General features: G+C 63.5%; 22 protein-coding genes and 1 pseudogene. 15 read left to right on the forward strand and 8 right to left on the reverse strand.

Annotated elements, in window-relative coordinates:
* Positions 1 to 153 precede the first annotated feature (153 nt).
* The 3 genes and pseudogenes from GYA94_RS13010 to GYA94_RS13020 form a co-directional block, all read right to left on the reverse strand.
* Positions 154 to 672, reverse strand: a complete 519-nt coding sequence (locus tag GYA94_RS13010) for a carboxymuconolactone decarboxylase family protein (protein ID WP_161892435.1) — start codon at positions 670 to 672, stop codon at positions 154 to 156.
* A gap of 38 nt (positions 673 to 710) precedes the next feature.
* Positions 711 to 1,475: pseudogene (locus tag GYA94_RS28545) on the reverse strand (SDR family oxidoreductase).
* A 25-nt stretch (positions 1,476 to 1,500) separates the two neighbouring features.
* Positions 1,501 to 2,295, reverse strand: a complete 795-nt coding sequence (locus GYA94_RS13020; RefSeq protein ID WP_161892436.1) for an SDR family NAD(P)-dependent oxidoreductase — start codon at positions 2,293 to 2,295, stop codon at positions 1,501 to 1,503.
* Positions 2,296 to 2,400: 105 nt separating this feature from the next.
* On the opposite strand from GYA94_RS13020, the gene GYA94_RS13025 reads away from it, so the two are divergent.
* The 5 genes from GYA94_RS13025 (at position 2,401) to GYA94_RS13045 (ending at position 6,012) form a co-directional block, all read left to right on the forward strand.
* Complete coding sequence (locus tag GYA94_RS13025; RefSeq protein ID WP_110677708.1) at positions 2,401 to 3,345, forward strand: GlxA family transcriptional regulator; 945 nt, start codon at positions 2,401 to 2,403, stop codon at positions 3,343 to 3,345.
* A gap of 241 nt (positions 3,346 to 3,586) precedes the next feature.
* A complete protein-coding gene (locus tag GYA94_RS13030; RefSeq protein ID WP_255326929.1) occupies positions 3,587 to 4,279 on the forward strand; it encodes a lipopolysaccharide kinase InaA family protein in 693 nt (230 codons plus the stop codon).
* A gap of 155 nt (positions 4,280 to 4,434) precedes the next feature.
* Positions 4,435 to 4,698 (forward strand): hypothetical protein, encoded by a 264-nt coding sequence (locus GYA94_RS13035; RefSeq protein WP_009685869.1) that lies wholly within the window; start codon positions 4,435 to 4,437, stop codon positions 4,696 to 4,698.
* 357 nt (positions 4,699 to 5,055) lie between these two features.
* Complete coding sequence (locus GYA94_RS13040) at positions 5,056 to 5,454, forward strand: NUDIX domain-containing protein (protein WP_161892437.1); 399 nt, start codon at positions 5,056 to 5,058, stop codon at positions 5,452 to 5,454.
* A 258-nt stretch (positions 5,455 to 5,712) separates the two neighbouring features.
* Positions 5,713 to 6,012, forward strand: coding sequence for a hypothetical protein (locus GYA94_RS13045; RefSeq protein ID WP_029884935.1), 300 nt, complete (start codon positions 5,713 to 5,715; stop codon positions 6,010 to 6,012).
* 20 nt (positions 6,013 to 6,032) lie between these two features.
* On the opposite strand, the gene GYA94_RS13050 is transcribed toward GYA94_RS13045, so the two are convergent.
* On the reverse strand, positions 6,033 to 6,755 hold the full coding sequence (locus tag GYA94_RS13050; RefSeq protein WP_009685864.1) for a FadR/GntR family transcriptional regulator: 723 nt from the start codon (positions 6,753 to 6,755) through the stop codon (positions 6,033 to 6,035).
* Between the two features lie 178 nt (positions 6,756 to 6,933).
* On the reverse strand, positions 6,934 to 8,667 hold the full coding sequence (locus tag GYA94_RS13055) for an IlvD/Edd family dehydratase (RefSeq protein ID WP_029884936.1): 1,734 nt from the start codon (positions 8,665 to 8,667) through the stop codon (positions 6,934 to 6,936).
* A 185-nt stretch (positions 8,668 to 8,852) separates the two neighbouring features.
* On the opposite strand from GYA94_RS13055, the gene GYA94_RS13060 reads away from it, so the two are divergent.
* From GYA94_RS13060 to GYA94_RS13085, 6 genes are all read left to right on the forward strand, one after another.
* Positions 8,853 to 10,160, forward strand: a complete 1,308-nt coding sequence (locus tag GYA94_RS13060; RefSeq protein WP_161892438.1) for an MFS transporter — start codon at positions 8,853 to 8,855, stop codon at positions 10,158 to 10,160.
* Between the two features lie 31 nt (positions 10,161 to 10,191).
* Positions 10,192 to 11,181: an AraD1 family protein gene (gene araD1, locus GYA94_RS13065; protein ID WP_110677698.1), complete on the forward strand. Its 990-nt coding sequence runs from the start codon at positions 10,192 to 10,194 to the stop codon at positions 11,179 to 11,181.
* Between the two features lie 35 nt (positions 11,182 to 11,216).
* Positions 11,217 to 12,791, forward strand: coding sequence for an aldehyde dehydrogenase (NADP(+)) (locus GYA94_RS13070; protein ID WP_161892439.1), 1,575 nt, complete (start codon positions 11,217 to 11,219; stop codon positions 12,789 to 12,791).
* A 151-nt stretch (positions 12,792 to 12,942) separates the two neighbouring features.
* Complete coding sequence (gene glsB, locus GYA94_RS13075) at positions 12,943 to 13,851, forward strand: glutaminase B (protein ID WP_009685859.1); 909 nt, start codon at positions 12,943 to 12,945, stop codon at positions 13,849 to 13,851.
* A 116-nt stretch (positions 13,852 to 13,967) separates the two neighbouring features.
* Positions 13,968 to 15,041, forward strand: a complete 1,074-nt coding sequence (locus GYA94_RS13080; protein WP_110677695.1) for an aldo/keto reductase — start codon at positions 13,968 to 13,970, stop codon at positions 15,039 to 15,041.
* 279 nt (positions 15,042 to 15,320) lie between these two features.
* Entirely contained in the window at positions 15,321 to 15,545 is a 225-nt protein-coding gene (locus tag GYA94_RS13085) for a hypothetical protein (protein WP_110677693.1), read from the forward strand.
* A gap of 49 nt (positions 15,546 to 15,594) precedes the next feature.
* Here GYA94_RS13085 and GYA94_RS13090 read toward each other — a convergent pair whose 3' ends face one another.
* From GYA94_RS13090 to GYA94_RS13100, 3 genes are all read right to left on the reverse strand, one after another.
* Positions 15,595 to 16,359: a hypothetical protein gene (locus GYA94_RS13090; RefSeq protein ID WP_110677691.1), complete on the reverse strand. Its 765-nt coding sequence runs from the start codon at positions 16,357 to 16,359 to the stop codon at positions 15,595 to 15,597.
* Positions 16,360 to 16,537: 178 nt separating this feature from the next.
* Positions 16,538 to 17,308, reverse strand: a complete 771-nt coding sequence (locus GYA94_RS13095) for an SDR family NAD(P)-dependent oxidoreductase (RefSeq protein WP_161892440.1) — start codon at positions 17,306 to 17,308, stop codon at positions 16,538 to 16,540.
* A gap of 101 nt (positions 17,309 to 17,409) precedes the next feature.
* Positions 17,410 to 17,880 (reverse strand): MarR family winged helix-turn-helix transcriptional regulator, encoded by a 471-nt coding sequence (locus GYA94_RS13100; protein WP_009685853.1) that lies wholly within the window; start codon positions 17,878 to 17,880, stop codon positions 17,410 to 17,412.
* Positions 17,881 to 18,078: 198 nt separating this feature from the next.
* Here GYA94_RS13100 and GYA94_RS13105 point away from each other — a divergent pair, with 198 nt between their 5' ends.
* The 4 genes from GYA94_RS13105 to GYA94_RS13120 all read left to right on the forward strand — a co-directional run bounded on the left by GYA94_RS13105 (position 18,079) and on the right by GYA94_RS13120 (position 23,623).
* Positions 18,079 to 18,909 carry a p-hydroxycinnamoyl CoA hydratase/lyase gene (locus GYA94_RS13105; protein WP_110677687.1) on the forward strand — a complete coding sequence of 277 codons (831 nt, stop codon included), beginning with the start codon at positions 18,079 to 18,081 and terminating at the stop codon, positions 18,907 to 18,909.
* Between the two features lie 72 nt (positions 18,910 to 18,981).
* A complete protein-coding gene (locus tag GYA94_RS13110; protein ID WP_161892441.1) occupies positions 18,982 to 20,430 on the forward strand; it encodes an aldehyde dehydrogenase in 1,449 nt (482 codons plus the stop codon).
* 74 nt (positions 20,431 to 20,504) lie between these two features.
* On the forward strand, positions 20,505 to 22,388 hold the full coding sequence (locus tag GYA94_RS13115) for a feruloyl-CoA synthase (RefSeq protein ID WP_161892442.1): 1,884 nt from the start codon (positions 20,505 to 20,507) through the stop codon (positions 22,386 to 22,388).
* On the forward strand, positions 22,385 to 23,623 hold the full coding sequence (locus GYA94_RS13120; RefSeq protein ID WP_161892443.1) for a thiolase family protein: 1,239 nt from the start codon (positions 22,385 to 22,387) through the stop codon (positions 23,621 to 23,623). Before GYA94_RS13115 ends, GYA94_RS13120 begins: the two co-directional genes overlap by 4 nt.
* The last annotated feature ends 5 nt before the right edge of the window (positions 23,624 to 23,628 follow it).

The following is a 23,628-nucleotide window of genomic DNA, read 5'->3' on the forward strand; positions in this document are numbered from 1 at the left end:
TTTCAAATTTTGGGAAAGATAGTTGCTCCTACAGTAGAGCGTGCGTGCTTCATGGCGGTGTCTGAGGGGAGGGCGCGTAAGGCAACCAGCCATTGGTTCACCGGCTGATCGCCTCAGGCGGGGGCGCAGAGGCCGCTTGAGTAAGGGGGCAGATCAGGTCGCTTTCGGTGGAACGTCGATGTCTGTTTGCGCCACGTTGTTCAGGTAGTTCGTCAACGTCAGCAGCGAGACCTGCGCGATGACGTCGACGATTTTTGCATCGTCCAACCCTGCTTCCCGTGCGTTCGAGAGATGCTCGTCACTCACTTGGCCGCGGTTGAGCGTGATAGCCCGAGCGAGTGCAGCGACTGCATTCAGCGTGCCGGCCCGCGCTGCCAGCAGGTCATCAGCGCTCAGTCCGGTCTTCCCACCGAAGAAGCTGTGAGCCGCAACGCAATAGTCGCATCCGTTAACTTCAGAAGCCGCCAGTGCCGCCACTTCACGTTCGGCCGGTGTGAGGCTGTTCTTGCCCAGCGCTTGTGACAGCGCGAGATAGCCTGCCAAGGCTGCTGGCGAGTGAGCCAGGGTAGCGAAAGCGTTGGGGAGGAAACCCAAGCCTTTTTCAATGCCCTGAAGGGCAGTGCGCGCAGCGGCTGGCGCTTGGTCAAGGGACAAAGCAGCAATTCGGGTCATGATTTTGCTTCCTTCCAGGTTGTTCGAGGCGTGCCTGTTCAGGCCACAGGGATAGGGTTGTCGACCAGCGCCTGGTTGAACTGGTTGATCAGTTCGTGCTCGTTTGGCCCTTGGTTGGCGCGCAGTGGCACGACGCGTTCAACCAGTACTTCGGTTGTTGCTGCCTCCAGTTTTTCCAGGGTTTCCTGGATAAAGTCGTCCAGCGGCATGGCGCGTTCATCACCACTTTTGTGGATCAGATCGGTGTCGACCCACGGCGGTGCGATTTCCAGCACCTTGACGCTGGTCTCGCGCAGGGCAAAACGTTGCGACAGCGACTAGGAGTGAATCGCGGCCTTGGTCGCCGAGTAGAGGGCTGTCGCCGCCAGTGGCAGATAGGCCAGCACCGAACTGTTGTTGATGATGTAGGCATCAGGCTGGCGCTTGAGGTGTTCGACAAACGCGGCGCTAACACGCACCGGGCCCAACAGGTTGGTCTGCAGCAGCCCTACAGCCTGCTCATCGTCAAGATCGCCAGAGCCAGGGTTGTCGAAAGGCATGATGCCGGCGTTGTTGATGATGACGTTCAGCGAGGGATGGCGACGGATAACCTCCTGTGCCACATCCTTGATTTGCTGGGGGTCATTGATATCCAGCAGAACGGTGTCGATTCCGGGATGGGCGCTGGCGATTTCATCCAGCAACGATTGGCGTCGGCCCGCGATGATGACCTTGTTTCCACGCTGGTGGAACGCTTCGGCCAGCGCGCGGCCGATGCCCGAGGTACCGCCAGTGATGAAGAGGGTATTGGCGCTGGTTTTCATGATTTGTTTCCTTTCAATGGAGTGATCAAACGCCATAACGCGGGGCGAGTTTGTTGCTGGAGAGGTGTCCGAACAGCGCCGTGCGGCTGCTTTCGTACCGCTCGAAATGCTGTATGTCCTGCATGGCCGGGATGGAGATCAGCACACCGCTGTCGAAGTCTTGAAGGGCGCCACTTACCAGGTCGCTTGCCGACATCACGATGTTGGGATCAAGGTTCTCGACGGGCAGCCCCCCGATCTCCCAAAAGTCGGTAGCCGTAGCGCCTGGCAACACCGCCTGAACCTTGATCCCCTGTTCTGCCAGCTCTTTGTGCAGTGACTGTGTGAAGGCCGTGACGTACGCTTTGCTTGCGCCGTACACGCCATTGAGCATTTCCGGTGCCAGGCTGACGATCGATGAGATATTGATGATCGCGCCCTGTTGGCGAGCGATGAAGCCTGGAACTGCGGCGTAGGTCAGCCGAGTGAGTGCAGTAACGTTGAGGCTGATCATCTCGGCCATGCGCTCGACGTCGCTGTCCAGCAAACGGGTGTGTGTGCCGATGCCGGCGTTGTTGACCAACAGGTTGATGCTGGCGTCTTCGCGCAATTTACGTTCCACCCGCGCCAGGTCCGCTGCGTTGGCCAGGTCAGCGGGGAAGACTTCAACGCTCTGCTGAGTCTGGTTGGTGATGCGGCTGGCAAGCGCGTTCAGGCGGTCACGATTGCGGGCGACCAGTACCAGGTCATAGCCACGTCGGGCCAGGCGGTCTGCAAAAATGGCGCCGATGCCGGTGGATGCGCCTGTGATCAGGGCGGTGCCTTTGTAGTCCTGGGTCATGGTCCAGCTCCGTTGGTTGGGTGTGGAGCCATGATGCAAAAAAACAGATTTGTCTTAAATGACGCTTATAGTCATGTTTTAGGACATTGCTAATGGAGCGGGGTCATGCATCGAATCGGCTACTTGGTCACAGACGGATTTCAGGTCATGTCACTGGCCACCCAGGCGGTTTTCGAGTTCGCGAACCTGGTCGCGGGCGAGCCTGTGTACCGGATCCAGAACTATTCGGTATCGGGCGGGATCATTCGGTCCTCCCTGGGCATGCACATCGACACGCTGGCACTGGATGCCCCAGGGCTTGCAGATAGCTGGATGATCACAGGAACACTCACGCCGCTTACGCCACCCGCTGCCGAGGTGCTGTCGAGCGTGCAGGGGTTTGCCCAGAGCGCCAGGCGCATCGCGGGCATCTGCACCGGCGCTTTCGTCCTGGCTCAAGCAGGTGTGCTCGATAACCGGCGCGCGACTACCCACTGGGCCTATGCCAAAGCGCTTCAAAGCATGCACCCGAGCATTGAGGTGGAAGAGGATCGGATCTTCATTGTGGACGGCCCTGTCTGGACCTCTGCGGGAATGACCGCAGGTCTGGACATGGCATTGGGGATGGTGGAGAAGGATTTGGGGGCGGAGGTTGCCAAATCGGTAGCTCATAGGCTCGTCATGCACCAGCGCCGGTCGGGGGGGCAATCCCAGCACTCTGAGTTGCTTGCCCTGGCGCCCAAGTCTGATCGCATTCAAAGCGCTCTGGACTATGCAAGCAAGCATTTGAACAGGGCGTTGAGTGTTGAAGAGCTCGCAGAGGTTGCGCACCTGAGCCCAAGGCAATTCACCCGGGTGTTCACCGCCGAAACCGGGCAGTCCCCTGCAAAAGCGGTGGAAAGCCTACGGCTGGAGGCCGCTCGGCTAATGATCGAACAGAGTCGCCACAGCCTGGATACGGTGGCAAGGGAAACCGGGTTCAGGGACCGTCGACACATGCGTGAGGTATTTATCCGAGGTTTTGGTGTGCCCCCGCAAGCCGTGCGCCGCGATGCGAGGCGGATCGGATAGGCACGCCACCTGAACGATGTGATTTGGCCGCGATCCAATGTCCAGGGCCGGGTCTGGCTTCATCGCCAGCAAGCGCATGCTGCACAGGCCACGAGCTCTCCAGCCGCAGCTCGTAAGTGTTGGCCGAATGGATAGGTGTTGTGTCAGTTCTGCCACCCTGATTTCCCTTCGATTTCCATATACTTTCACTGTTGTTTTCAAGATATTTCAGCCAAATTGGCGCCAGGCGTTAAGGTGTTCCGTGACTGCAAATCCGACCGATGTGAAGCTTGGCGAGTTACTGCTGGCAGATGTTCTCAACGCTCCGGGCGTTTGGGTAGAGCCGCCTAATGTCCGCAGGGGAGGTGAGAGCGGTGTGTTGCGGGTGGAGCTGGGTGGGCTGACGTTCTATAAAAAGCAGCAAGTCGGGCATGTCTATCGAAGCCTGCGTCACCCTTTCGGCCACCCAACCGTTGCACGCGAGGCAAAGGCTGTGCGTGCTGCCACAGCGCTGGGGGTTGGTACGCCCGAGCTTGTGTACAGCCATATTCATAAACACCAGGGAGAGTGGCAGGCCGTCATGGTCACGGCGGCGCTGGAGGGCTACGTGTCGCTCGAAGACTTCCGTGCCCGGCAGCTGGAAAAAACGCTAGGGCATCATCGCTATCTCGAAATTCTTGAAGCCTATGGCCGAGCACTTGGCAAGCTGAATCTCGGAAAATGGCAGCACGGTTGCTTGTATCTGAAACATGTCTTCGTCGATTTCAGGGCGCCAGGCGTGGCTGTCGCCTTGCTAGACCTGGAAAAGGCCAGAAAGCGCTTCAGCGCCAAACAGGCCGCCCGCCATGACTTGCGGCAGGTCAAGCGTCGGTCAGGCTGGGATAGCGAAGAGTGGGGGGCGTTCTGTCGGGGCTACAGGCATTCGTTCGGCAAAAAAGCCGATGTGTTGCTGTGACGGCCCGTTGTGCTCCATGACCTGCCCACCCATCCAGCATGGATGGAAAGCCAGTAGCGACTTCCCTGGTTGCATAGTACGGTCCGCCTTCAACAACCCCCCGGTGCGTTGTCGCCAATCCCACGGACCGGGACTCTCATGACCTGGGAGGTCGAATGGAAGTCGCTCGAAAGATCAGCCAACAAGCATTGGATAACGCTCTGGTAGCCTTCGCCCGCTACAAAATCGGAGAAATCAAAATCTTCGACCTGGAACAGGCGATGAGCTTCGAAGCGGGCGAAGCCCTATCCGAAAGCGGTCTGGTCCAGTTCACAATCGCCAAGATGGCGTCTGGCCGGTATCGCATCAGCGATGAAGGGGAGAACGCCATCACACAGGCTGGCCGGGATCGCCTCGAAGCGATCCGCGGCAGATCCTAGCCTATTCAGCGTCGATACGGCCGCAGTGGTGTACTGCGGTCGTTAGCGCCTGTCTCTCAGGTTCAGCCAAACTGCAAGACTGATGGTCGACACTGCCTTTTACTCATTCGACACCAAAGCCATTGTGTTTCTTGCAGGCAAAAGAAAGCCCGCTGCTAGTCGGGCTAGAGGTGTTTCACATGGGGATGGCTAGATTGTCCCTCTGCAAGCGTGAAAATGAGGTGAAAATAACGTGCTCAGCCTGTGATTTGTGCCGTTAAGGGTGAACGAGTCGTCACCGAATTGAGTCTTCAGGAAGCAAGTCTCTATTGGCTGCAACGATACGGACATGGACCTACTGACGAGCTGAGTGTGTGTATGCGGGACAAGAAGGCGCGCGGAGCCAAGATCCAAGACAGGGCAACGGTCCTCTGCCTGCGCAGTGGCAGGATCTTGCTAGTACGGAAAAAAAGCGGGAAGTGGAACTTCCCCGGCGGCGCTATAGAACCGGGCGAGTCGCCTGTTGCAGCGGCTGCGCGGGAGCTGCAAGAGGAAACGTCCATTGAAGGCCACGGTCTCTTTCACCTGTGCACCCTTCAGCTGGGGTCAACCATTCACCATGTGTTCACTACGCATGTCGATGATCAGGAAAAACCCGTGGCTCGCAATGAAATCGTGGCCTGCAAATGGGTGCTCAGAGACAAGCTGAGCCCAGCCATTCTCAATGCTACGGCGGCTGAGCTGCTATCAAGCCAACTGCCTGCGTTGACCGCTTAGTTGCTTCAGCGCAGCGGCATCGCGCCTGGTCTCATCTTTCTCACATCTTGCTCATCATTGGCCTCCAGCAGGTTGCCAGGGCTGAGCGTGCACGCAGCGCACCCAGGCCGGTTGACGGTAGATCATGGCAAATGCGGCTGATAAATAATTGCAGCACATACGCACGCTCGGCGGTCGATCCAGTTAGATCGGTTTAATCCCAAAGTAGGGTAAGCCGCACGGCTTGGGGTACAGCCAATTTCGATCGCTGGAGGCGCTATGCGGATGAGGGGTAACGTGTATTGGGCGTGGGTCGACCCTGCGCTGAACCATCGCAGCCATGAAGAGACCCTGGCAGACGGCAGCCGGATAGATGTACAGGTCAGGCTTTCGCGCAGCGGGACCACGCAGATGTTCCTGGGGGTGTATGCCCGTTCTGGGATGGCATTGCACGAAGAGGCCTACGACTGCTGGCCGAAGCGCTCATTGGTTCGTGCCTTGGCATGGGGCAGCATGCGTGCGCGGCAGATAGCCGAAACAGGGGTGTCTGCCGTGCCCCCCAAGGCCGCCCTGCAATAAGCACCCGGCGGCCTTCTGCCTTAGCTGGTCGGGTCCTGCCCCAATACTTTGCTCAGCGCCACGCGGGCATCCTCAAGCTGGACCAGCGAGGCATGGCGTGCACCGAGTGCGTCGCCATTCTGGATGGCGGTCAAAATGGCCTTGTGCCGGGGCAGGGCGAGTTGGTCGAAGTTTGGCCGCTGGTTGGAATAGCGCACCGATTCGCGCAGGGCCATGGACAACATGTTGCACAGGTAGGCCAGCAGGTCATTGTGGGTGGCGTCGGCGATGCGTGCGTGGAAGTCCAGGTCCGGTTGCAGCCGCTCTTCATGGGTGCGCGCGGCCTCCATGCGTTGATACGCTTCGCTGATCGACTGCACATCTTCGGCCGTAGCGTTGGTGGCGGCCAGCGCGGCGGCAGCGGGCTCGATGACCCAGCGTACGCTGGACAAGGTATTGAAAAAGTCCTTCTGCGGCGTGGCCTGCATCAGCCAGTGCAGCACGTCTGGGTCAAGCATGTGCCAGTCATGGCGCGGCCGCACCAGGGTACCGACCCGGGGGCGGGCTTCGACCAGGCCTTTGGCAGTCAGCGCACGCATCGCTTCGCGGAACACGGGCCGGCTGATCGCGTAGCTTTCGCACAGGCTGGCCTCGTTGGGCAGCTTCTGCCCGGGCGCGAGTTGGCCAGAGACGATCTGCAGGCCGAGGTCCTGTACCAGAGTGGTGTGCATGCTCTTGCGCGTGGAGGGCTGGCGGTAGTTCATGGGGGGCGCGGGTGGTCCTTCAAGCGGGGGGAGCATCATAACATCAGTGAATGGGCGGCGGCCTTTTGGCGAGGTCGCAGCAGTTTGGCTTGGTTCGGCGGGAAACAGCGTGGTGGGTGGAACGGGCTTCGCCGGTGTTCGCGGCTGAGCCCGCTCCTTCATTGCGGGGTGCGGCTGGTCAGTGGGAGTGCTTGGGCACCGCTGCCCCTCGGCACCCGACCAGGAAGTCGAAATCGCAGCCTTCATCGGCCTGCATCACATGGTCCAGGTACAGCTTGGCATACCCGCCGGTGATCAACTGCGGCGGGGCTTGCAGGTCGGCCAGCCGGCCGGCCAGTTCCTCGGCGCTGATATCCAGGTGCAGCCGGCCCTCCTTGCAGTCCAGTTCGATCCAGTCACCTTCCCGCACTGCGGCCAATGGCCCGCCTGCTGCGGCCTCGGGCGCCACATGGAGTACCACGGTGCCGTAGGCAGTGCCGCTCATGCGTGCGTCCGAAATACGCACCATGTCGGTTACGCCCTGGGCCAGCAACTTCGCCGGCAGGCCCATGTTGCCGACTTCGGCCATGCCCGGGTAGCCCTTGGGCCCACAGTACTTCATCACCAGTACCGAATTGGCGTCTACATCCAGCTCAGGGTCGTTGATGCGTGCCTTGTAGTCTTCGAAATTTTCGAACACCACGGCGCGGCCACGGTGCTGCATCAGCGCCGGGGTGGCGGCTGACGGTTTGAGCACCGCGCCCTTGGGCGCCAGGTTGCCACGCAAGATGCAGATACCGCCATCGGCTACCAGTGGGTTGGCCAGCGGGCGTATCACTGCTTCGTCATATAACGGCGCGGCCTGGCAGTTGGCCCACAGGCTGTTGCCGTTGGCCGTCAACGCGCCGGGGTTGGGCAGCAGGCCATGTTCGCCCAGGCGGCGGATGACCGCGGGCAAGCCACCGGCGTAATAGAACTCTTCCATCAGGAAGCGGCCCGATGGCTGCAGGTCGACCAAGGTCGGTGTCCCGCGGCCAACGCGGGTCCAGTCTTCCAGTTGCAGGTCTACGCCAATGCGCCCGGCAATCGCCTTCAGGTGGATAACGGCGTTGGTCGAGCCGCCGATGGCGGCGTTGACGCGAATCGCGTTCTCGAAGGCTTCGCGGGTGAGGATTTTCGACAGGCGCAGGTCTTCGCGAACCATATCGACAATGCGCATGCCGGAAAGGTGGGCAAGGACATAGCGGCGGGCATCCACTGCCGGGATGGCGGCATTGTGGGGCAGGGAGGTGCCCAGCGCTTCGGCCATGCAGGCCATGGTCGAGGCGGTGCCCATGGTGTTGCAGGTGCCCGCCGAGCGCGACATGCCAGCTTCGGCGGAAAGGAACTCGTTGAGGTCGATCTGGCCGGCCTTGTAGGCCTCATGCATCTGCCAGACGATGGTGCCGGCGCCAATGTCCTTGCCCTTGTGCTTGCCGTTGAGCATCGGCCCGCCGGTCACCACGATCGCCGGCACGTCGCAGCTGGCAGCGCCCATCAGCAGCGCCGGGGTGGTCTTGTCGCAGCCTGTCAGCAGCACCACGGCGTCCACCGGGTTGCCGCGGATCGCTTCCTCCACATCCATGCTCGCCAGGTTGCGGGTGAGCATGGCGGTGGGGCGCAGGTTGGACTCGCCGCTGGAAAACACCGGGAACTCCACCGGGAAGCCGCCAGCCTCCAGCACGCCTTTTTTCACATGCTCGGCAATTTTGCGGAAATGCGCGTTACACGGCGTCAACTCCGACCAGGTGTTGCAGATGCCGATGATCGGCTTGCCCTGGAATTCATGGTCCGGAATGCCCTGGTTCTTCATCCAGCTGCGGTACATGAAGCCGTTCTTGTCGGCGGTTCCGAACCATTGGGCAGAGCGCAGGGGGCGTTTGGCGTCAGACATATCGGGAGACCTTATTAGTATTACTATTTGTCGTTTATTGCCTAACAGTACTGCGTGAAATCGTGCATGTGAAGGCTTGTTGTTCCAAATAGTATTACTATATGATCCTGTCGCCAGGTTAGCGGTCTGCCAAAAAGCCCCGGCCGGGTGCTGTGCTCATTACAAGAACAATTGGAGACATCGCCATGATTCAGGAGCAGCGGCTTGTCCGCCTGATCACACTGAAACTCATCCCTTTTCTGGTTCTGCTTTACCTGGTGGCCTACGTCGATCGTTCGGCGGTGGGCTTTGCCAAGCTGCACATGGGCGCCGACATCGGCCTGGGTGACGCAGCCTATGGCCTGGGTGCCGGGCTGTTCTTCATCGGCTATTTTCTGTTCGAAGTGCCGAGCAACCTGCTGCTCGACCGCTTTGGCGCGCGGCGCTGGTTCGCCCGCATCCTGGTGACGTGGGGTGCAATTACCATCGGCATGGCCTTCGTGACCGGGCCCAATGGCTTCTACGTGATGCGCTTCTTGCTCGGCGCCGCCGAGGCGGGCTTCTTTCCGGGGGTGCTGTACTACATAACCCAGTGGTACCCGGTGCGGCACCGCGGCAAGATCCTGGGCTTTTTCATCCTCTCGCAGCCCCTGGCCATGCTGATCACCGGGCCGCTTTCCGGCGCGCTGCTGGGGCTGGAAGGCAGCTACGGCCTGCATGGCTGGCAGTGGCTGTTCATCTGCATCGGCACCCCGGCGGTGCTGCTCGCCTGGCCTACCTTGCGCCTGCTGCCGGACGGGCCTGCCCAGGTGCGCTGGCTCAGCGAGGCACAACGCAGTTGGCTGCAGGAGCAACTGGCCAACGACCTGCGTGATTTTGGCCAGACCCGCCATGGCAACCCGCTGCATGCGCTCAAGGACGGCCGCGTACTGTTGCTGGCGCTGTTCTACCTGCCGGTCACCTTGAGCATCTACGGCCTCGGCTTGTGGCTGCCAACGCTGATTCACCAGTTTGGCGGCAGCGATCTGGTCACGGGTTTCGTTTCGGCGGTGCCGTACCTGTTCGGCATCATCGGCCTGTTGATCATGCCCCGCAGCTCTGACCGCCTCAACGACCGCTACGGGCACCTGGGCCTGCTGTGTGCGCTGGGCGCCATAGGCCTGTTCCTCAGTGCCTGGCTGACGGTGCCGGTGCTGCAGTTGGCTGCGCTGTGCATGGTGGCGTTTGCCCTGTTTTCCTGCACGGCCATCTTCTGGACGCTGCCTGGGCGGTTCTTTTCAGGTGCCAGCGCAGCCGCAGGCATCGCCCTGATCAACTCGATCGGCAACCTTGGCGGCTACCTGGGGCCGTTCGGTATCGGCGCGCTCAAGGAACACACCGGGCAGTTGTCTTCGGGGCTGTATTTCCTTGCCCTGGTGATGCTGTTCGGCGTGCTGCTCACCGGCGTCGTCTACAACCGCCTGGAGCGTCGCCAACGCCTGGCTTCCACGCGGGCCGCCGAAGGCGCCCGCTGAACTTTGCAACCGACAAGCGAGCACATCAACCATGCGACTGATTCAATTTGAAAGCGCCGCCGGCGCGCGCCATGTGGGCGTGGTGGAAGGCGAGTACGCCCTTGAAGTGCGGGGCGTCAGCAGCACCCGTGAGCTGGCCTTGCAGGCCGTTGCCGCCGGCCGCGATCTGGCCAGTGAAGTCCGGGCCGCTGGGCTGGGTGAGCGGCACGACTACCTGGCCTTGCTGGCCCAGGGCCGTGTGCTGCCACCTTTGGACCACCCGGACCCGGCGCACTGCCTGGTCACCGGTACCGGCCTGACCCACCTGGGCAGCGCCGCCACCCGCGACAAAATGCACCAGCAACAGGCCGAAGGTACCTTGACCGATAGCATGCGCATGTTCCAGTGGGGCCTGGCGGGCGGGCGGCCGCCAGCGGGTGAGGAGGGTGCGCAGCCGGAGTGGTTCTACAAGGGCGACGGCGCGATCGTGGTGCGCCCCGGCGCCGACCTGCCGCTGCCGGCCTTTGCCGAAGACGCCGGCGAGGAGCCTGAGCTGGTCGGGCTGTACCTGATCGGCCCGGGCAATACCCCGTACCGGCTTGGCTACGCCTTGGGCAACGAGTTTTCCGACCATGTGCTGGAGCGGCGCAACTACCTGTACCTGGCGCATTCCAAGCTGCGCGCCTGCAGTTTCGGCCCGGAGCTTCGCCTGGGAGCGTTGCCAGCGCACCTCGAAGGCACCAGCCGCATTCTGCGCGATGGCCAGGTGCTGTGGAGCAAGCCGTTCCTGTCCGGCGAGCAGAACATGTGCCACAGCTTCGAGAACCTGGAGTACCACCACTTCAAATACAGCCAGTTCCTGCGCCCTGGCGATGTGCATGTGCACTATTTCGGCACCGCCACACTGTCGTTCGCCGACGGCGTGCAGGCCCGACCGGGCGATACCTTCGAAATCAGCCTCGACGCCTTTGGCCAGCCGCTGCGCAACGGCATTGCCGCAGCGCCCGGGCAGGTTCGCCCGGGGCTGGTGAAAAGCCTGTGAGGGCCAGGCCTTCTTTCTTGTTACAGGAGTCAACCATGTCTGCAAGCAATTTCATTGGCGGCCAGCGCAGCGCTGCTGGCAGCGTTCACCTGCAAAGCCTCGATGCGCGCACCGGCGAAGCCTTGCCGGGGGTCTTCACCCAGGCCACCCCTGGCGAGGTGGCCGCCGCTGCCGAGGCGGCCGAAGCGGCATTCGTCGAATACAACGGCATGGCGCCCGAGCGTCGCGCGCAGTTTCTCGATGCCATTGCCGACCAGCTGGACGCGTTGGGCGATAGCTTCATCGCCACGGTGTGCCGCGAAACGGCCTTGCCTGCTGCGCGCATCCAGGGCGAGCGCGGCCGAACCAGCAATCAGCTGCGCCTGTTCGCCAAGGTACTGCGCCGCGGCGATTACCTGGCGGCGCGCATCGACCGTGCCCAGCCACAGCGCCAGCCACTGCCACGCCCGGACTTGCGCCAGTACCGCACCGGCGTAGGGCCGGTAGCCGTGTTCGGTGCCAGCAACTTCCCCCTGGCGTTCTCCACTGCCGGCGGCGACACCGCAGCAGCGCTGGCCGCTGGCTGCCCGGTGGTGGTCAAGGCGCACAGCGGCCATATGGCCACGGCCGCGCAGGTGGGCGATGCTATCGAACGGGCGGCGCAGGCGACCGGCATGCCTGCCGGGGTGTTCAACATGATCTACGGTAGCGGTGTGGGCGAAGCGTTGGTGCGCCACCCGGCCATCCAGGCGGTGGGGTTCACCGGTTCGCTCAAGGGCGGGCGTGCCCTGTGTGACCTGGCGGCAGCACGCCCCCAGCCGATTCCGGTGTTCGCCGAAATGAGCAGCATCAACCCCGTGCTGGTCTTGCCCGCGGCGTTGCGCGCGCGCGGCGGGCAGGTGGCCGAGGCGCTGGCAGCTTCGGTGGTGCTGGGCTGTGGGCAGTTCTGCACCAACCCCGGGCTGGTCATTGGCATTGCCGGTAAGGCATTCACCGCCTTCACTGCGGCGCTGGCTGCGCAACTGGCCGACCAGCCCGCGCAAACCATGCTCAATACCGGCACCTTGCGCAGCTATGCCAGTGGCGTGCAGCGCCTGCACCAGCACCCAGGCGTGCACCACCTGGCCGGTGCCGAGCAGGTTGGCGACCAGGCCCGGGCGCAGCTGTTCCAGGCCGATGCGAGCCTGCTGTTGAACGGTGACGAACTGCTGCAGGAAGAAGTGTTCGGGCCTGCCACGGTGCTGGTCGAAGTCGCCGACGAAGCCGAGCTGCGCCGCGCCGTGCAAGCGTTGCACGGGCAGCTCACCGCCACCCTGATCGCCGAGCCGCAAGACCTCCAGCAGTTCGCCACGCTGGTGCCGCTGCTGCAGCGCAAGGCAGGGCGCCTGCTGCTCAACGGTTACCCCACCGGTGTGGAAGTGTGCGAAGCGATGGTGCATGGTGGGCCCTACCCGGCTACCTCCGATGCCCGCGGCACCTCGGTCGGCACCTTGGCCATCGACCGCTTCCTGCGCCCGGTGTGCTTCCAGGACTACCCCGATGCGCTGCTGCCCGATGCGCTGAAAAATGCCAACCCGCTGGGGCTGCAGCGCTTGGTCGACGGCCAGCACAGCCGTGAGGCATTGAGCTGATGCAGGCTTGAGCATGGCGGCAGCCCAGGCCTTGAAGGCCGTACGGCGCCGAGCGGGGGAGTTTGTTGCCAAATGTGTGATTTCCTTCACGCACTCGGCGTCAAGAATGCGACCCCCGCCGTCGTCGAGGGGGACTGAACCAGGGCCCGCCATGCAAACGCTGTTGAACGAGATCCTTGAACAAGTACGCCCCTTGATCGGCACGGGCAAAGTTGCCGATTACATTCCTGCGCTGGCCGACGTGCCGGCCCAGCAACTGGGCATCGCCGTCTACAGCAACGATGGCAGTCACTACTGTGCAGGCGACGCCCTGGAACCGTTCTCGGTGCAGAGCATTTCCAAGGTGTTCAGCCTGGTTCAGGCGATAGGCCATTCGGGTGAAGCGATCTGGGAGCGGCTTGGCCATGAGCCGTCCGGCCAGCCATTCAACTCGCTGGTGCAGCTGGAGTTCGAGCGCGGGCGCCCGCGCAACCCGTTCATCAACGCAGGGGCTCTGGTCATCTGCGACATCAACCAGTCGCGCTTCGCTGCGCCAACCTTGTCGATGCGCGATTTCGTCCGGCGCCTGTCCGGTAACCCGCACATCCAGATCGACACCCGCGTCGCCGATTCGGAGTATCAGTTCCGCGCGCGCAATGCGGCCATGGCTTACCTGATGCAGTCGTTTGGCAACTTCCACAACGAGGTGGAAACGGTGCTGCGCAGTTACTTCAGCTACTGCGCACTGCGCATGAATTGCCTGGACCTGGCGCGGGCATTCTGCTTTCTGGCCAACGACGGCTTTTGCAAGCACAGCGGTCAGCAAATTCTCAGCCGTCGCCAGACCCAGCAGGTGAACTCGATCATGGCCACCAGTGGCCTGTATGACGAGGCAGGCAACTTCGCCTACAGAGTGGGGTTGCCGGGCAAGAGTGGCGTGGGCGGCGGTATCGTCGCCATCGTACCGGGGCAGTTCAGCGTGTGCGTGTGGTCGCCGGAGCTGAACGCGGCGGGCAACTCGCTGGCCGGCATGGCCGCGCTGGAGTTGCTGAGCGCACGCATTGGCTGGTCGGTGTTCTGAATACCAGGCTGGCCTGGCGCGTGGTCGCTTGCCCCAGCCGGGTTCGGCCAACCTGATTGAACGTTTCAGCACCATGGGCCGTCGGTATTGCATGTCTTATGCAATGGAGGTAGCCCATGAAATACCGCGCACTCGGCAACACTGGCCTGCTGGTTTCGGAACTGGTGGTTGGCACGGTCCCGTTCGGCGGGCGTGGCGCATTCGAAAAAACCGGTAGCGTGGATGTCGACCAGGCACGGCGCATGTTCGACATGGCCTTCGATGCCGGCGTCAATCTGGTGGACACGGCCGACTTGTACTCGCACGGCCTTGCCGAAGAAATCGTTGGCCAGGCGCTGGCACAGCGGCGCCAGTCGATCATCCTCGCGACCAAGGCGCGCAGCCCGATGGGCGACAACCCCAACGACAGCGGGGCGTCGCGTTACCACTTGATTCGCGCCTGCGAGGCCAGCCTCAAGCGCCTGGGTACCGACCATATCGACCTGTACCAGGTACACAACTGGGATGGCGTGACGCCGGTGGAGGAAACCCTGGCGGCCTTGGACCACCTGGTGCAGAGCGGGAAGATCCGCTACTTCGGCACGTCCAACTACACTGCCTGGCAAATGATGAAAACCCTCGGCAGCGCGCGCGTGAATGGCTGGCAGCAGCCGGTATCGCAGCAAATCTACTACACCCCGGAGGCGCGCGAAGCCGAGTACGAATTGCTGCCCATGGCCATCGACCAAGGGGTTGCAACCTTGGTGTGGGGGCCCTTGGGCGAGGGGTTGCTGACCGGCAAGGTGCGGCGCGGGCAGCAGGCCCCCAAGGGCACCCGCCAGGGCAATGACTGGCCAGAACCCTACGTGCATGATCGCGAGCGGGCCTATGACATCATCGAAGCCTTGATCACCATCGGCCAGCGCCATGGCTGCTCGCCGGCACGGGTATGCCTGGCCTGGCTCAAGGACCGCCCAGGCATCACCAGCGTGATCACGGCGGGGCGCAGCTTCGAGCAACTGCATGACAATTTGCAGGCGACCGAGCTGGTGCTCTTGCCAGAAGACCTGGAACAGATGGAACAGGTCACGCGGATCGCGCCCCAGTATCCCTACTGGCACCGGATCGCGGCCGAAATGGACCGCATCGACCCTGCCGAGGCGCCATTCATCGCCTTGCACCGCAAAACGATGCAGCGCCAGCAACCGTGACGAGTGCAGGTAATCGTTCAGCCACCATCGAAGAGGACACGCCCATGGCCGAGCAGCAGAAAGACCAGCAAACCCAAGTGCCAGCCCATTCCACGGAAGAGGAGAAGGCCCGGTTGAAAGACAAGAACAAGGACGGCATTCCGCCGGGCGCCGAGTAATCGCAGGGCAGTGCCAACCTGGTGGTCGTTTGGCCCAATGGGCCAGGCGGCCGCTATTTACCTGAATTTATTTCTGCCCGACCGGTCAGGTATTGAGTCCTTGTTCAATCAAGAGGTTCTTATGCACGCCTACACGGTCCGCTATCAACTCAATGGCCAGCCTTGCACACACACCTTTGAACTCGAACAGCCCGAGCTTGCCCTGCACCAGGCAGCGCTACACCTGATGGTGCTGCACTTCGGCGACGGCGAGAACAGTTTGCTGATGCCGCCGGCCGATGCCAGCCCGGACGAAGTCCTGGCGCAGGCCAAGGTAATGGGGCTGACCCAAATCGACGTGGCGTGACGAAGGCCAACGGGTGAGCCCGCCACCCCTTGGCGTGGCAGGCTTAACGTCAGCGCCGCCGTAATGCGGCGGCCAGCCCTAGGGTCAGCACCACGGCACTGGCGATTGCCGCGCCGATGGCAGCCGCGGCGCCCCAGGCTTGCAGCAGTGCTGCCAATACCAGGTAGAACGCGATCACCCCCACCGCGCCAATTGCATTGCCCCGCACCATCGCGGCCATCCCGGGCCGGCCATTCTGTACGTAGGCAAACACGACCAGCGGCCATGCGATTACCGGTATCGGTGCCAGCATGCCGCTGGTTGCCGGGCCCAGCCAGTCGGCCAGGCTTGTGGTCAGCATCAGCAGGCTGGTCGCCGCCACCATGCGCAGCGGTATTTCCCAGTATCGGTGCTTGGGGCGGGCCAGCATGTCCGGGCTGGGCTCGCGGCCACTGGCGCATATCAGCACCCCGATCAGAACCAGCGCTACGGCCACCGACAGGTGCAGGTTGCCCCAGTGGGTAAATGCGTAAGCCACCAGGCCGTAGGCCAGCAACGCCAGCAGCACGGCGGGTACCAGCGCTGCCCGGCGGGTGCTCCACATGAAGCAGCAGTACGTCGCCTGCACCGCCACCAGGCCGCCCAGTGCGCCAGGCACTGCAGCTACAGCAAAGGTGCTGCCCTGTTCCAGGCACAGGAAGGTCATGACCAGTGCCGAGGTAATGGGCATGCCGGACAACAGCCCGCCCAGCAGGCCGCCCCATCGGCGCGACGCCAGGGAAATGGCCCACATCAGCAAAGGGGTGACGATTAGCTTCAGGTACAACAGCGTCATTGCGCGAATGGGCCCAGGCCCAGCTCGGTGTGGGTGGCCAGAGGCTGCAGCAGCATGCAATCGTTCCTTGTGCGTGGGGGCAAGCCTGCGAGCATGCGGCGGCGCAAGGGCCGGGGTCAAGGCTGTGGCGTGCCTGCAAGGTCATGCCGCGCGGGCCGGGCCTGCGGCGCGAAGCGGCTCACCACGGGATCCGCTGGCCGTCCCACCCCCAGAAGCTGCCACTGTCGGCTGGGCCTGTCCGGCCTACCAGGTCGATCACGCACTGGGCGGCAAACGCCGGCTCGAACAACTTGCCCGGCGGCACATTGCTTTGGAACGGCCGCGACAGCGCGGTATCGGTGGTGCCGGGGTGCAGCGCCAATACCGTAGCCGCCGGGTTCAGGCGTTGCAGCTCGATACTTGCCGTGTGCAACAGCTGGTTCAGCGCCGCCTTGCTCGCGCGGTAGCTGTACCAGCCGCCCAGGCGGTTGTCGCCGATCGAGCCCACCCGCGCCGACAGTGCGGCAAAGGTGGCTGGCTGTTTGCGCAGCAGGGGTAGCAGGTGCTTGAGCAGCAGAATAGGGGCGAAGGCATTGGTCACGAAGCTGGCCTGCAACCCGGCCAGGTCCAGCTGGGCCAGGGATTTTTCCGCCTTGGCGCCTTGCTGGTGCAGAATGCCCAGCGTGCTCACCACCAGGTGCAGGTGCTTGCAGCCAGCGCTGACCGTGCAGGCCAGCGCAGCAAGGGCCGCCTCGTCGCGTGCATCGCAATCCACCAGCCTCAGGCGTTGGCCGTGTACGGCCGTCAGCGCAAGCAATGCGCTGCTACGGCTGGCGCTGCGCGATACCGCCCACACCAGGTCGATATCGTCGCGGGCCAGCAAGGCCTGGCACAGTGCCAGGCCGATGCCTTGGCTGGCGCCGCCTATCAGGGCATTGGCTTGCCCGGTCAATCCAGGGATCAGGTGCATGGGGCGCCCTCGGCACTGCGGGGTACTCCCAATGAGTACACCGGGTCATTGCAGATCATGCGCTACCGGCAGCAGCACCGCGATAGCGCGGCTCACAGGTTTTACGCCTGGTAGATCTTGGTCAACAAGCGCAGTAATTGCTCGCGCTCCTCGTCATTCAATGCCGCGGTCGCTTCCCGGTCGCTGTCGCTGGCGATCTGCTTCAACTCCTTGAGCAGTACTTCACCGGCCTTGCTGAGAAAAATCCCGTACGAGCGCTTGTCCGGTTTGCAGCGCACCCGTACGGCCAGGGCGCGTTCTTCCAGCTTGTTCAACAGCGGTACCACCTGGGGTGGCTCGATGGCCAGCGAGCGGGCCAGGTCCGCCTGCATCAGCCCTGGGTTCTGCTCGATCACCGCCAGTGCCGAAAATTGCGCCGGGCGCAGATCATGGGCAGCCAGCCGGCCGATAAAGTTCTGAAACAACTTCAACTGGGCACGGCGAAGGGCATAACCGATCAAGTCTTCAAGCACGACATCCGCCCCGGAAACGGCGGTGGCAGCGGTATCGGTGGTGCGGGCAGACCTTCCCATCGGGTGAATGGCTCCTGGGGCATGGGTAATAAAGTTACCTAGTTTGCCTGCCTTGGCAGGATCCGGCTAGAGGAGGGCTGGTGAAAAAGAACGGGGGCTGAGGTGCTGCAAAGGATAATTTTCATAATAGTTAATTGACATAACTAATTTGCTCCCTTAGCTTGAAGGCATCACCCCGAACAACAAGAGTGCAGAACCATGAGCAAATACGCAGGCCGTTGGGCTACCGTGAAAGTCGAGCTGGAGTCGGGCATTGCCTGGGTCACCCTCAATCGGCCAGAAAAACGCAACGCCATGAGCCCCACCCTGAACCGGGAAATGATCGACGTGCTGGAAACCCTGGAGCAGGACGCCGAGGCTGGCGTACTGGTCCTGACCGGTGCCGGGGAGTCGTGGACGGCCGGCATGGACCTCAAGGAGTACTTCCGCGAGGTGGACGCCGGGCCGGAAATCCTTCAGGAAAAAATCCGCCGCGATGCATCGCAGTGGCAGTGGAAGCTGCTGCGCATGTACGCCAAACCGACCATCGCCATGGTCAACGGCTGGTGTTTCGGCGGCGGTTTCAGCCCGCTGGTGGCCTGCGACCTGGCCATCTGTGCCGACGAAGCCACGTTCGGCCTGTCGGAAATCAACTGGGGCATCCCACCCGGCAACCTGGTCAGCAAGGCCATGGCCGACACCGTGGGCCACCGTCAGTCGCTGTACTACATCATGACCGGCAAGACCTTCGGTGGGGCAAAGGCGGCCGAAATGGGCCTGGTGAACGAAAGCGTGCCGTTGGCGCAACTGCGCGAAACCACCCGCGACCTGGCGCTGAACCTGCTGGAGAAAAACCCGGTGGTGCTGCGTGCCGCCAAGAACGGCTTCAAGCGTTGCCGCGAACTGACCTGGGAGCAGAACGAAGACTACCTGTACGCCAAGCTCGACCAGTCCCGCCTGCTGGACACCGAAGGGGGGCGCGAGCAGGGCATGAAGCAGTTCCTCGACGACAAGAGCATCAAGCCAGGCCTGCAGGCTTACAAGCGTTGAGTGCCAGCGGGCCGCGCCGCCCCTGGCGGCAGCCCGCGAATAGTGCCCATGAATACAACAAGAGGAATGAGCATGTTGCAGGTGCCTTTGCTGATTGGCGGGCGGTCGTGCCCCGCCAGCGATGGACGAACCTTCGAGCGACGCAACCCGGTCAGTGGTGAAGTGGTATCGCAGGTGGCCGCGGCTTCGCTGGCCGATGCCGATGCTGCCGTGGCAGCCGCCAGCGCGGCATTCCCGGCGTGGGCAGCACTGGCGCCCAGTGAGCGACGTGGCCGCCTGCTGGCCGGCGCAGACCTGCTGCAGGCGCGCGCCGGCGAGTTCATCGCTGCGGCCGGTGAAACCGGGGCGATGGCCAACTGGTACGCCTTCAATGTGAAGCTGGCGGCCAACATGCTGCGTGAAGCCGCCGCCATGACCACGCAGGTCACCGGCGAGGTGATCCCTTCCGATGTGCCTGGCAGTTTCGCCATGGCCTTGCGCGCACCGTGCGGGGTGGTGCTGGGTATCGCGCCCTGGAATGCCCCGGTCATTCTGGCCACGCGCGCCATCGCCATGCCCCTGGCGTGCGGCAATACCGTGGTGCTGAAGGCGTCGGAGCAGAGCCCGGCCGTGCACCGGTTGATCGGCCAGGTGCTTCAGGATGCGGGGCTGGGCGACGGCGTGGTCAACGTCATCAGCAACGCCCCAGAGGATGCGCCAGCGGTGGTCGAACGCCTGATTGCCAACCCCGCTGTGCGGCGGGTGAATTTTACCGGCTCCACCCAGGTGGGGCGCATCGTCGGCGAGTTGGCCGCACGCCACCTGAAACCGGCCTTGCTGGAGTTGGGCGGCAAGGCGCCGTTGCTGGTGCTGCACGACGCCGACCTGGACGCCGCGGTCGAAGCGGCGGCCTTTGGCGCCTACTTCAACCAGGGCCAGATCTGCATGTCCACCGAGCGCTTGCTGGCCGATAGCCGCATCGCCGATACCTTTGTCGACAAGTTGGCAGTCAAGGTCAGCGGGCTTCGTGCCGGCGACCCCCAGGCCAGCGACTCGGTGCTCGGTTCGCTGGTCAGCAGTGCGGCGGGCGAACGCATCAAGGCGCTGATCGACGATGCCGTGGCCAAGGGCGCTCGCCTGGTCTGCGGCGGCCAGCTGGACGGCAGCATCCTGCAGCCGACCTTGCTCGACCATGTCGACAGCAGCATGCGCCTGTACCGCGAAGAGTCGTTCGGGCCGGTGGCTGTAGTGCTGCGCGCCGAAGGTGACGAGGCCTTGCTGCAACTGGCCAACGATTCGGAGTTTGGCCTGTCTTCAGCCATTTTCAGCCGGGACACCGGCCGGGCGCTGGCCCTGGCCCAGCGCGTGGAATCGGGTATCTGCCACATCAACGGGCCGACCGTGCACGATGAAGCGCAAATGCCCTTCGGCGGGGTGAAGGCCAGCGGCTATGGCAGCTTCGGCAGCCGCACGGCCATCGACCAGTTCACCCAGTTGCGCTGGGTCACCCTGCAACAGGGCCCCCGGCATTACCCCATCTGAGCAACACGCAATGGGCCGCCCCGGGCAATGCCCGGCGGCGGCAGCCTGTACAACAAGAACAAGGAGCAACCTGCGTGAATACCCAACCCCGCCTGCGGTCATGCGACCCTGGCCAACCGCCGCGCTACCGGCAGGTGTCCATTGGGCACCCACAAGTGCAGGTCAGTGACACCGACGGTGTGCTGCGCATGCTGCCGCTGGAGCCGTTGGCGCCTTTGCCGGCGCGCCTGCACGACCGCCTGCTGCACTGGGCGCGCGTGCGCCCGCACACCACCTTCATCGCCGCGCGCGAGCCCAGCGGTGGCTGGCGTGAAGTCAGCTATGCGCAGATGCTCGACCAGGTACGTACCATCGCTGCCCACTTGCTGGGGTTCGGCCTTGGCGCCGAACGGCCGCTGGTACTGTTTTCCGGCAATGACATCGAGCACCTGCAGCTTGCCCTGGGGGCCATGTATGCCGGCATTCCTTACTGCCCGGTGTCGCCTGCCTACGCACTGCTGTCGCAGGACTTCGCCAAGCTGCGCCACGTTTGCGAGGTGCTGACCCCTGGCCTGGTGTTCGCCACCGACAGCCAGCCGTTCCAGCGTGCCTTCGATGCCGTGCTGGATGAATCGGTGCCGGTGGTCAGCGTGCATGGCCAGCCGCCACGCCGCCGCCATTTCAGTTTTGCCAGCCTGCTGCAGCCCTGTGACCTGGCGCCGGCAGACGCTGCGTTCGCCGCCACCGGGCCCGATACCATTGCCAAGTTCCTGTTCACCTCGGGTTCCACCAAGCTGCCCAAGGCGGTGATCACCACCCAGCGCATGCTCTGCGCCAACCAGCAGATGCTGCTGCAGACCTTCCCGGTGTTTGCCGAAGAGCCGCCGGTGCTGGTCGACTGGCTGCCCTGGAACCACACCTTCGGCGGCAGCCACAACCTGGGCATCGTCCTGTACAACGGCGGCAGTTTCTATCTGGACGCCGGCAAGCCGACCCCGCAAGGCTTCGCGGAAACCTTGCGCAACCTGCGCGAGATTTCGCCCACGGCCTACCTCACCGTACCCAGGGGCTGGGAAGAGCTGGCCAAGGCGCTGGAGCAGGACGCCCAGCTGCGCGAGGTGTTCTTCGCCCGCATGAAGCTGTTCTTCTTTGCCGCAGCGGGGCTTTCGCAAAGCGTTTGGGACCGCCTGGACCGTATCGCCGAGCAGCACTGCGGCGAGCGTATCCGCATGATGGCGGGCCTGGGCATGACCGAGGCGGCGCCGTCCTGCACCTTTACCACCGGGCCGCTGTCGATGGCCGGCTACGTCGGCTTGCCGGCACCGGGTTGTGAAGTGAAGCTGGTGCCCCAGGCCGACAAGCTCGAAGCGCGTTTTCGCGGCCCGCATATCATGCCGGGCTACTGGCGCTCGCCGCAGCAGACCGCCGAGGTGTTCGACGAGGAGGGCTTCTACTGCTCGGGCGATGCCCTGAAACTCGCCGATCCGCAACAGCCGGAGCAGGGCCTGATGTTCGACGGCCGCATCGCCGAGGACTTCAAGCTGTCGTCGGGTGTATTCGTCAGTGTCGGGCCACTGCGCAACCGTGCGGTGCTGGAAGGCTCGCCCTATGTGCAGGACGTCGTGGTCGCGGCGCCCGACCGCGAGTGCCTGGGCATGCTGGTGTTCCCGCGGCTACCCGAGTGCCGGCAATTGGCGGGGCTTGGGGCAGAGGCCAGCGACGCCCAGGTGCTGGGCAGCGACGCGGTGCGCCAGTGGTTTGCCAACTGGCTGACGCACCTGAACCGGGACGCCCAAGGCAACGCCAGCCGCATCGAATGGTTGGCCTTGCTTGAAGAGCCACCCTCGATCGACGCGGGCGAAATCACCGACAAGGGCTCGATCAACCAACGTGCGGTGTTGCAGCGGCGCGCTGCCCTGGTCGAGGCGCTGTATCGGCGCGAAGCCCCGGGCCAGTTGCACGCACAGGCGCGGCCATGAGCGGCGGGCTGTGCACCGTGTTCGACGACGTTGCCATCGTCGATATGGTGCGCACCCCTTGGGTTGACCTTGGGGGTGCGCTGGCAACCGTTTCACCCATTGACCTGGCCATCAAGGCCGGGCGGGCGGTGCTGGCGCGTGCCGGTAGCGATCCGCAGGCCGTGGGCAGTGTGCTGGCCGGCAGTATGGCCCAGGCCAGCTTCGATGCCTATTTCCTGCCAAGGCATGTCGGCCTTTACTGTGGCGTGCCGCTGGCAGTGCCGGCCTTGGCGGTACAGCGCATCTGTGGCACGGGGCTCGAGCTGTTGCGCCAGGCTGCCGAGCAACTGCGCAGCGGGGCGCCGCAGGTGTTGTGCGTAGGTGCCGAATCCATGTCACGCAACCCGATCGCGGCCTATGAACACCGGGGCGGCTTCCGCCTGGGGGCGCCGGTCGGGTTCAAGGACTTCCTCTGGGAGGCGTTGTACGACCCGGCTGCCGATGTGGACATGATCGGCACCGCAGACAACCTGGCCCGTGAGCATGGCCTGGCGCGGGAAACCGTGGATGCCTGGGCCTTGCGCAGCCATCAGCGCGCGTTACAGGCCCAGCAGGCCGGTTGGTTCGCTGAGGAAATCGTCAGCATCAGCAGCGAAAGCTTCTTCGCCGAAGGCTACCAGCCACGCGGTATCGAACTGCCACGCGGGCTCGCCGAAGTCAGCCACGACAGCCACCCACGGCCCACCGATGCTGCAGCGCTGGCGCGGCTGCGTACCGTGCACCCTGGTGGGGTACAAACCGCAGGCAACAGTTGCGCGGTGGCCGATGGGGCGGCGGCGGCAGTGGTGGCGCCCTACGCCAGTTGCACGCGACCGCCCCTGGCGAAACTGTTGATGGCCACGGCGGTGGGCGTATCGCCGCACACCATGGGTATCGGGCCGGTGCCGGCCATCGAGCTGCTACTGCGCCGCAGCGGCCTGCGCGCAGACCAGATAGACCGCTTCGAAATCAACGAAGCGCAAGCCGCGCAGGTGGTGGCGGTGGCTCAGGCGCTACAGCTCGATGTGGCAAAGCTCAACGTTCACGGTGGCGCCATTGCCCTCGGGCACCCGCTGGCCGCCACCGGGTTGCGGCTGGTGCACACACTGGCCCGGCAACTGCAGCAGGGCAACCTGCGCTATGGGGTGGCTGCTGCGTGCATTGGCGGCGGCCAAGGCATGGCGCTGCTCATCGAAAACCCCCGTTTCACTGCCTGAACAAG

Origin of the sequence: Pseudomonas juntendi (genome assembly GCF_009932375.1) — a bacterium.
GTDB classification, from domain to species: domain Bacteria; phylum Pseudomonadota; class Gammaproteobacteria; order Pseudomonadales; family Pseudomonadaceae; genus Aquipseudomonas; species Aquipseudomonas juntendi.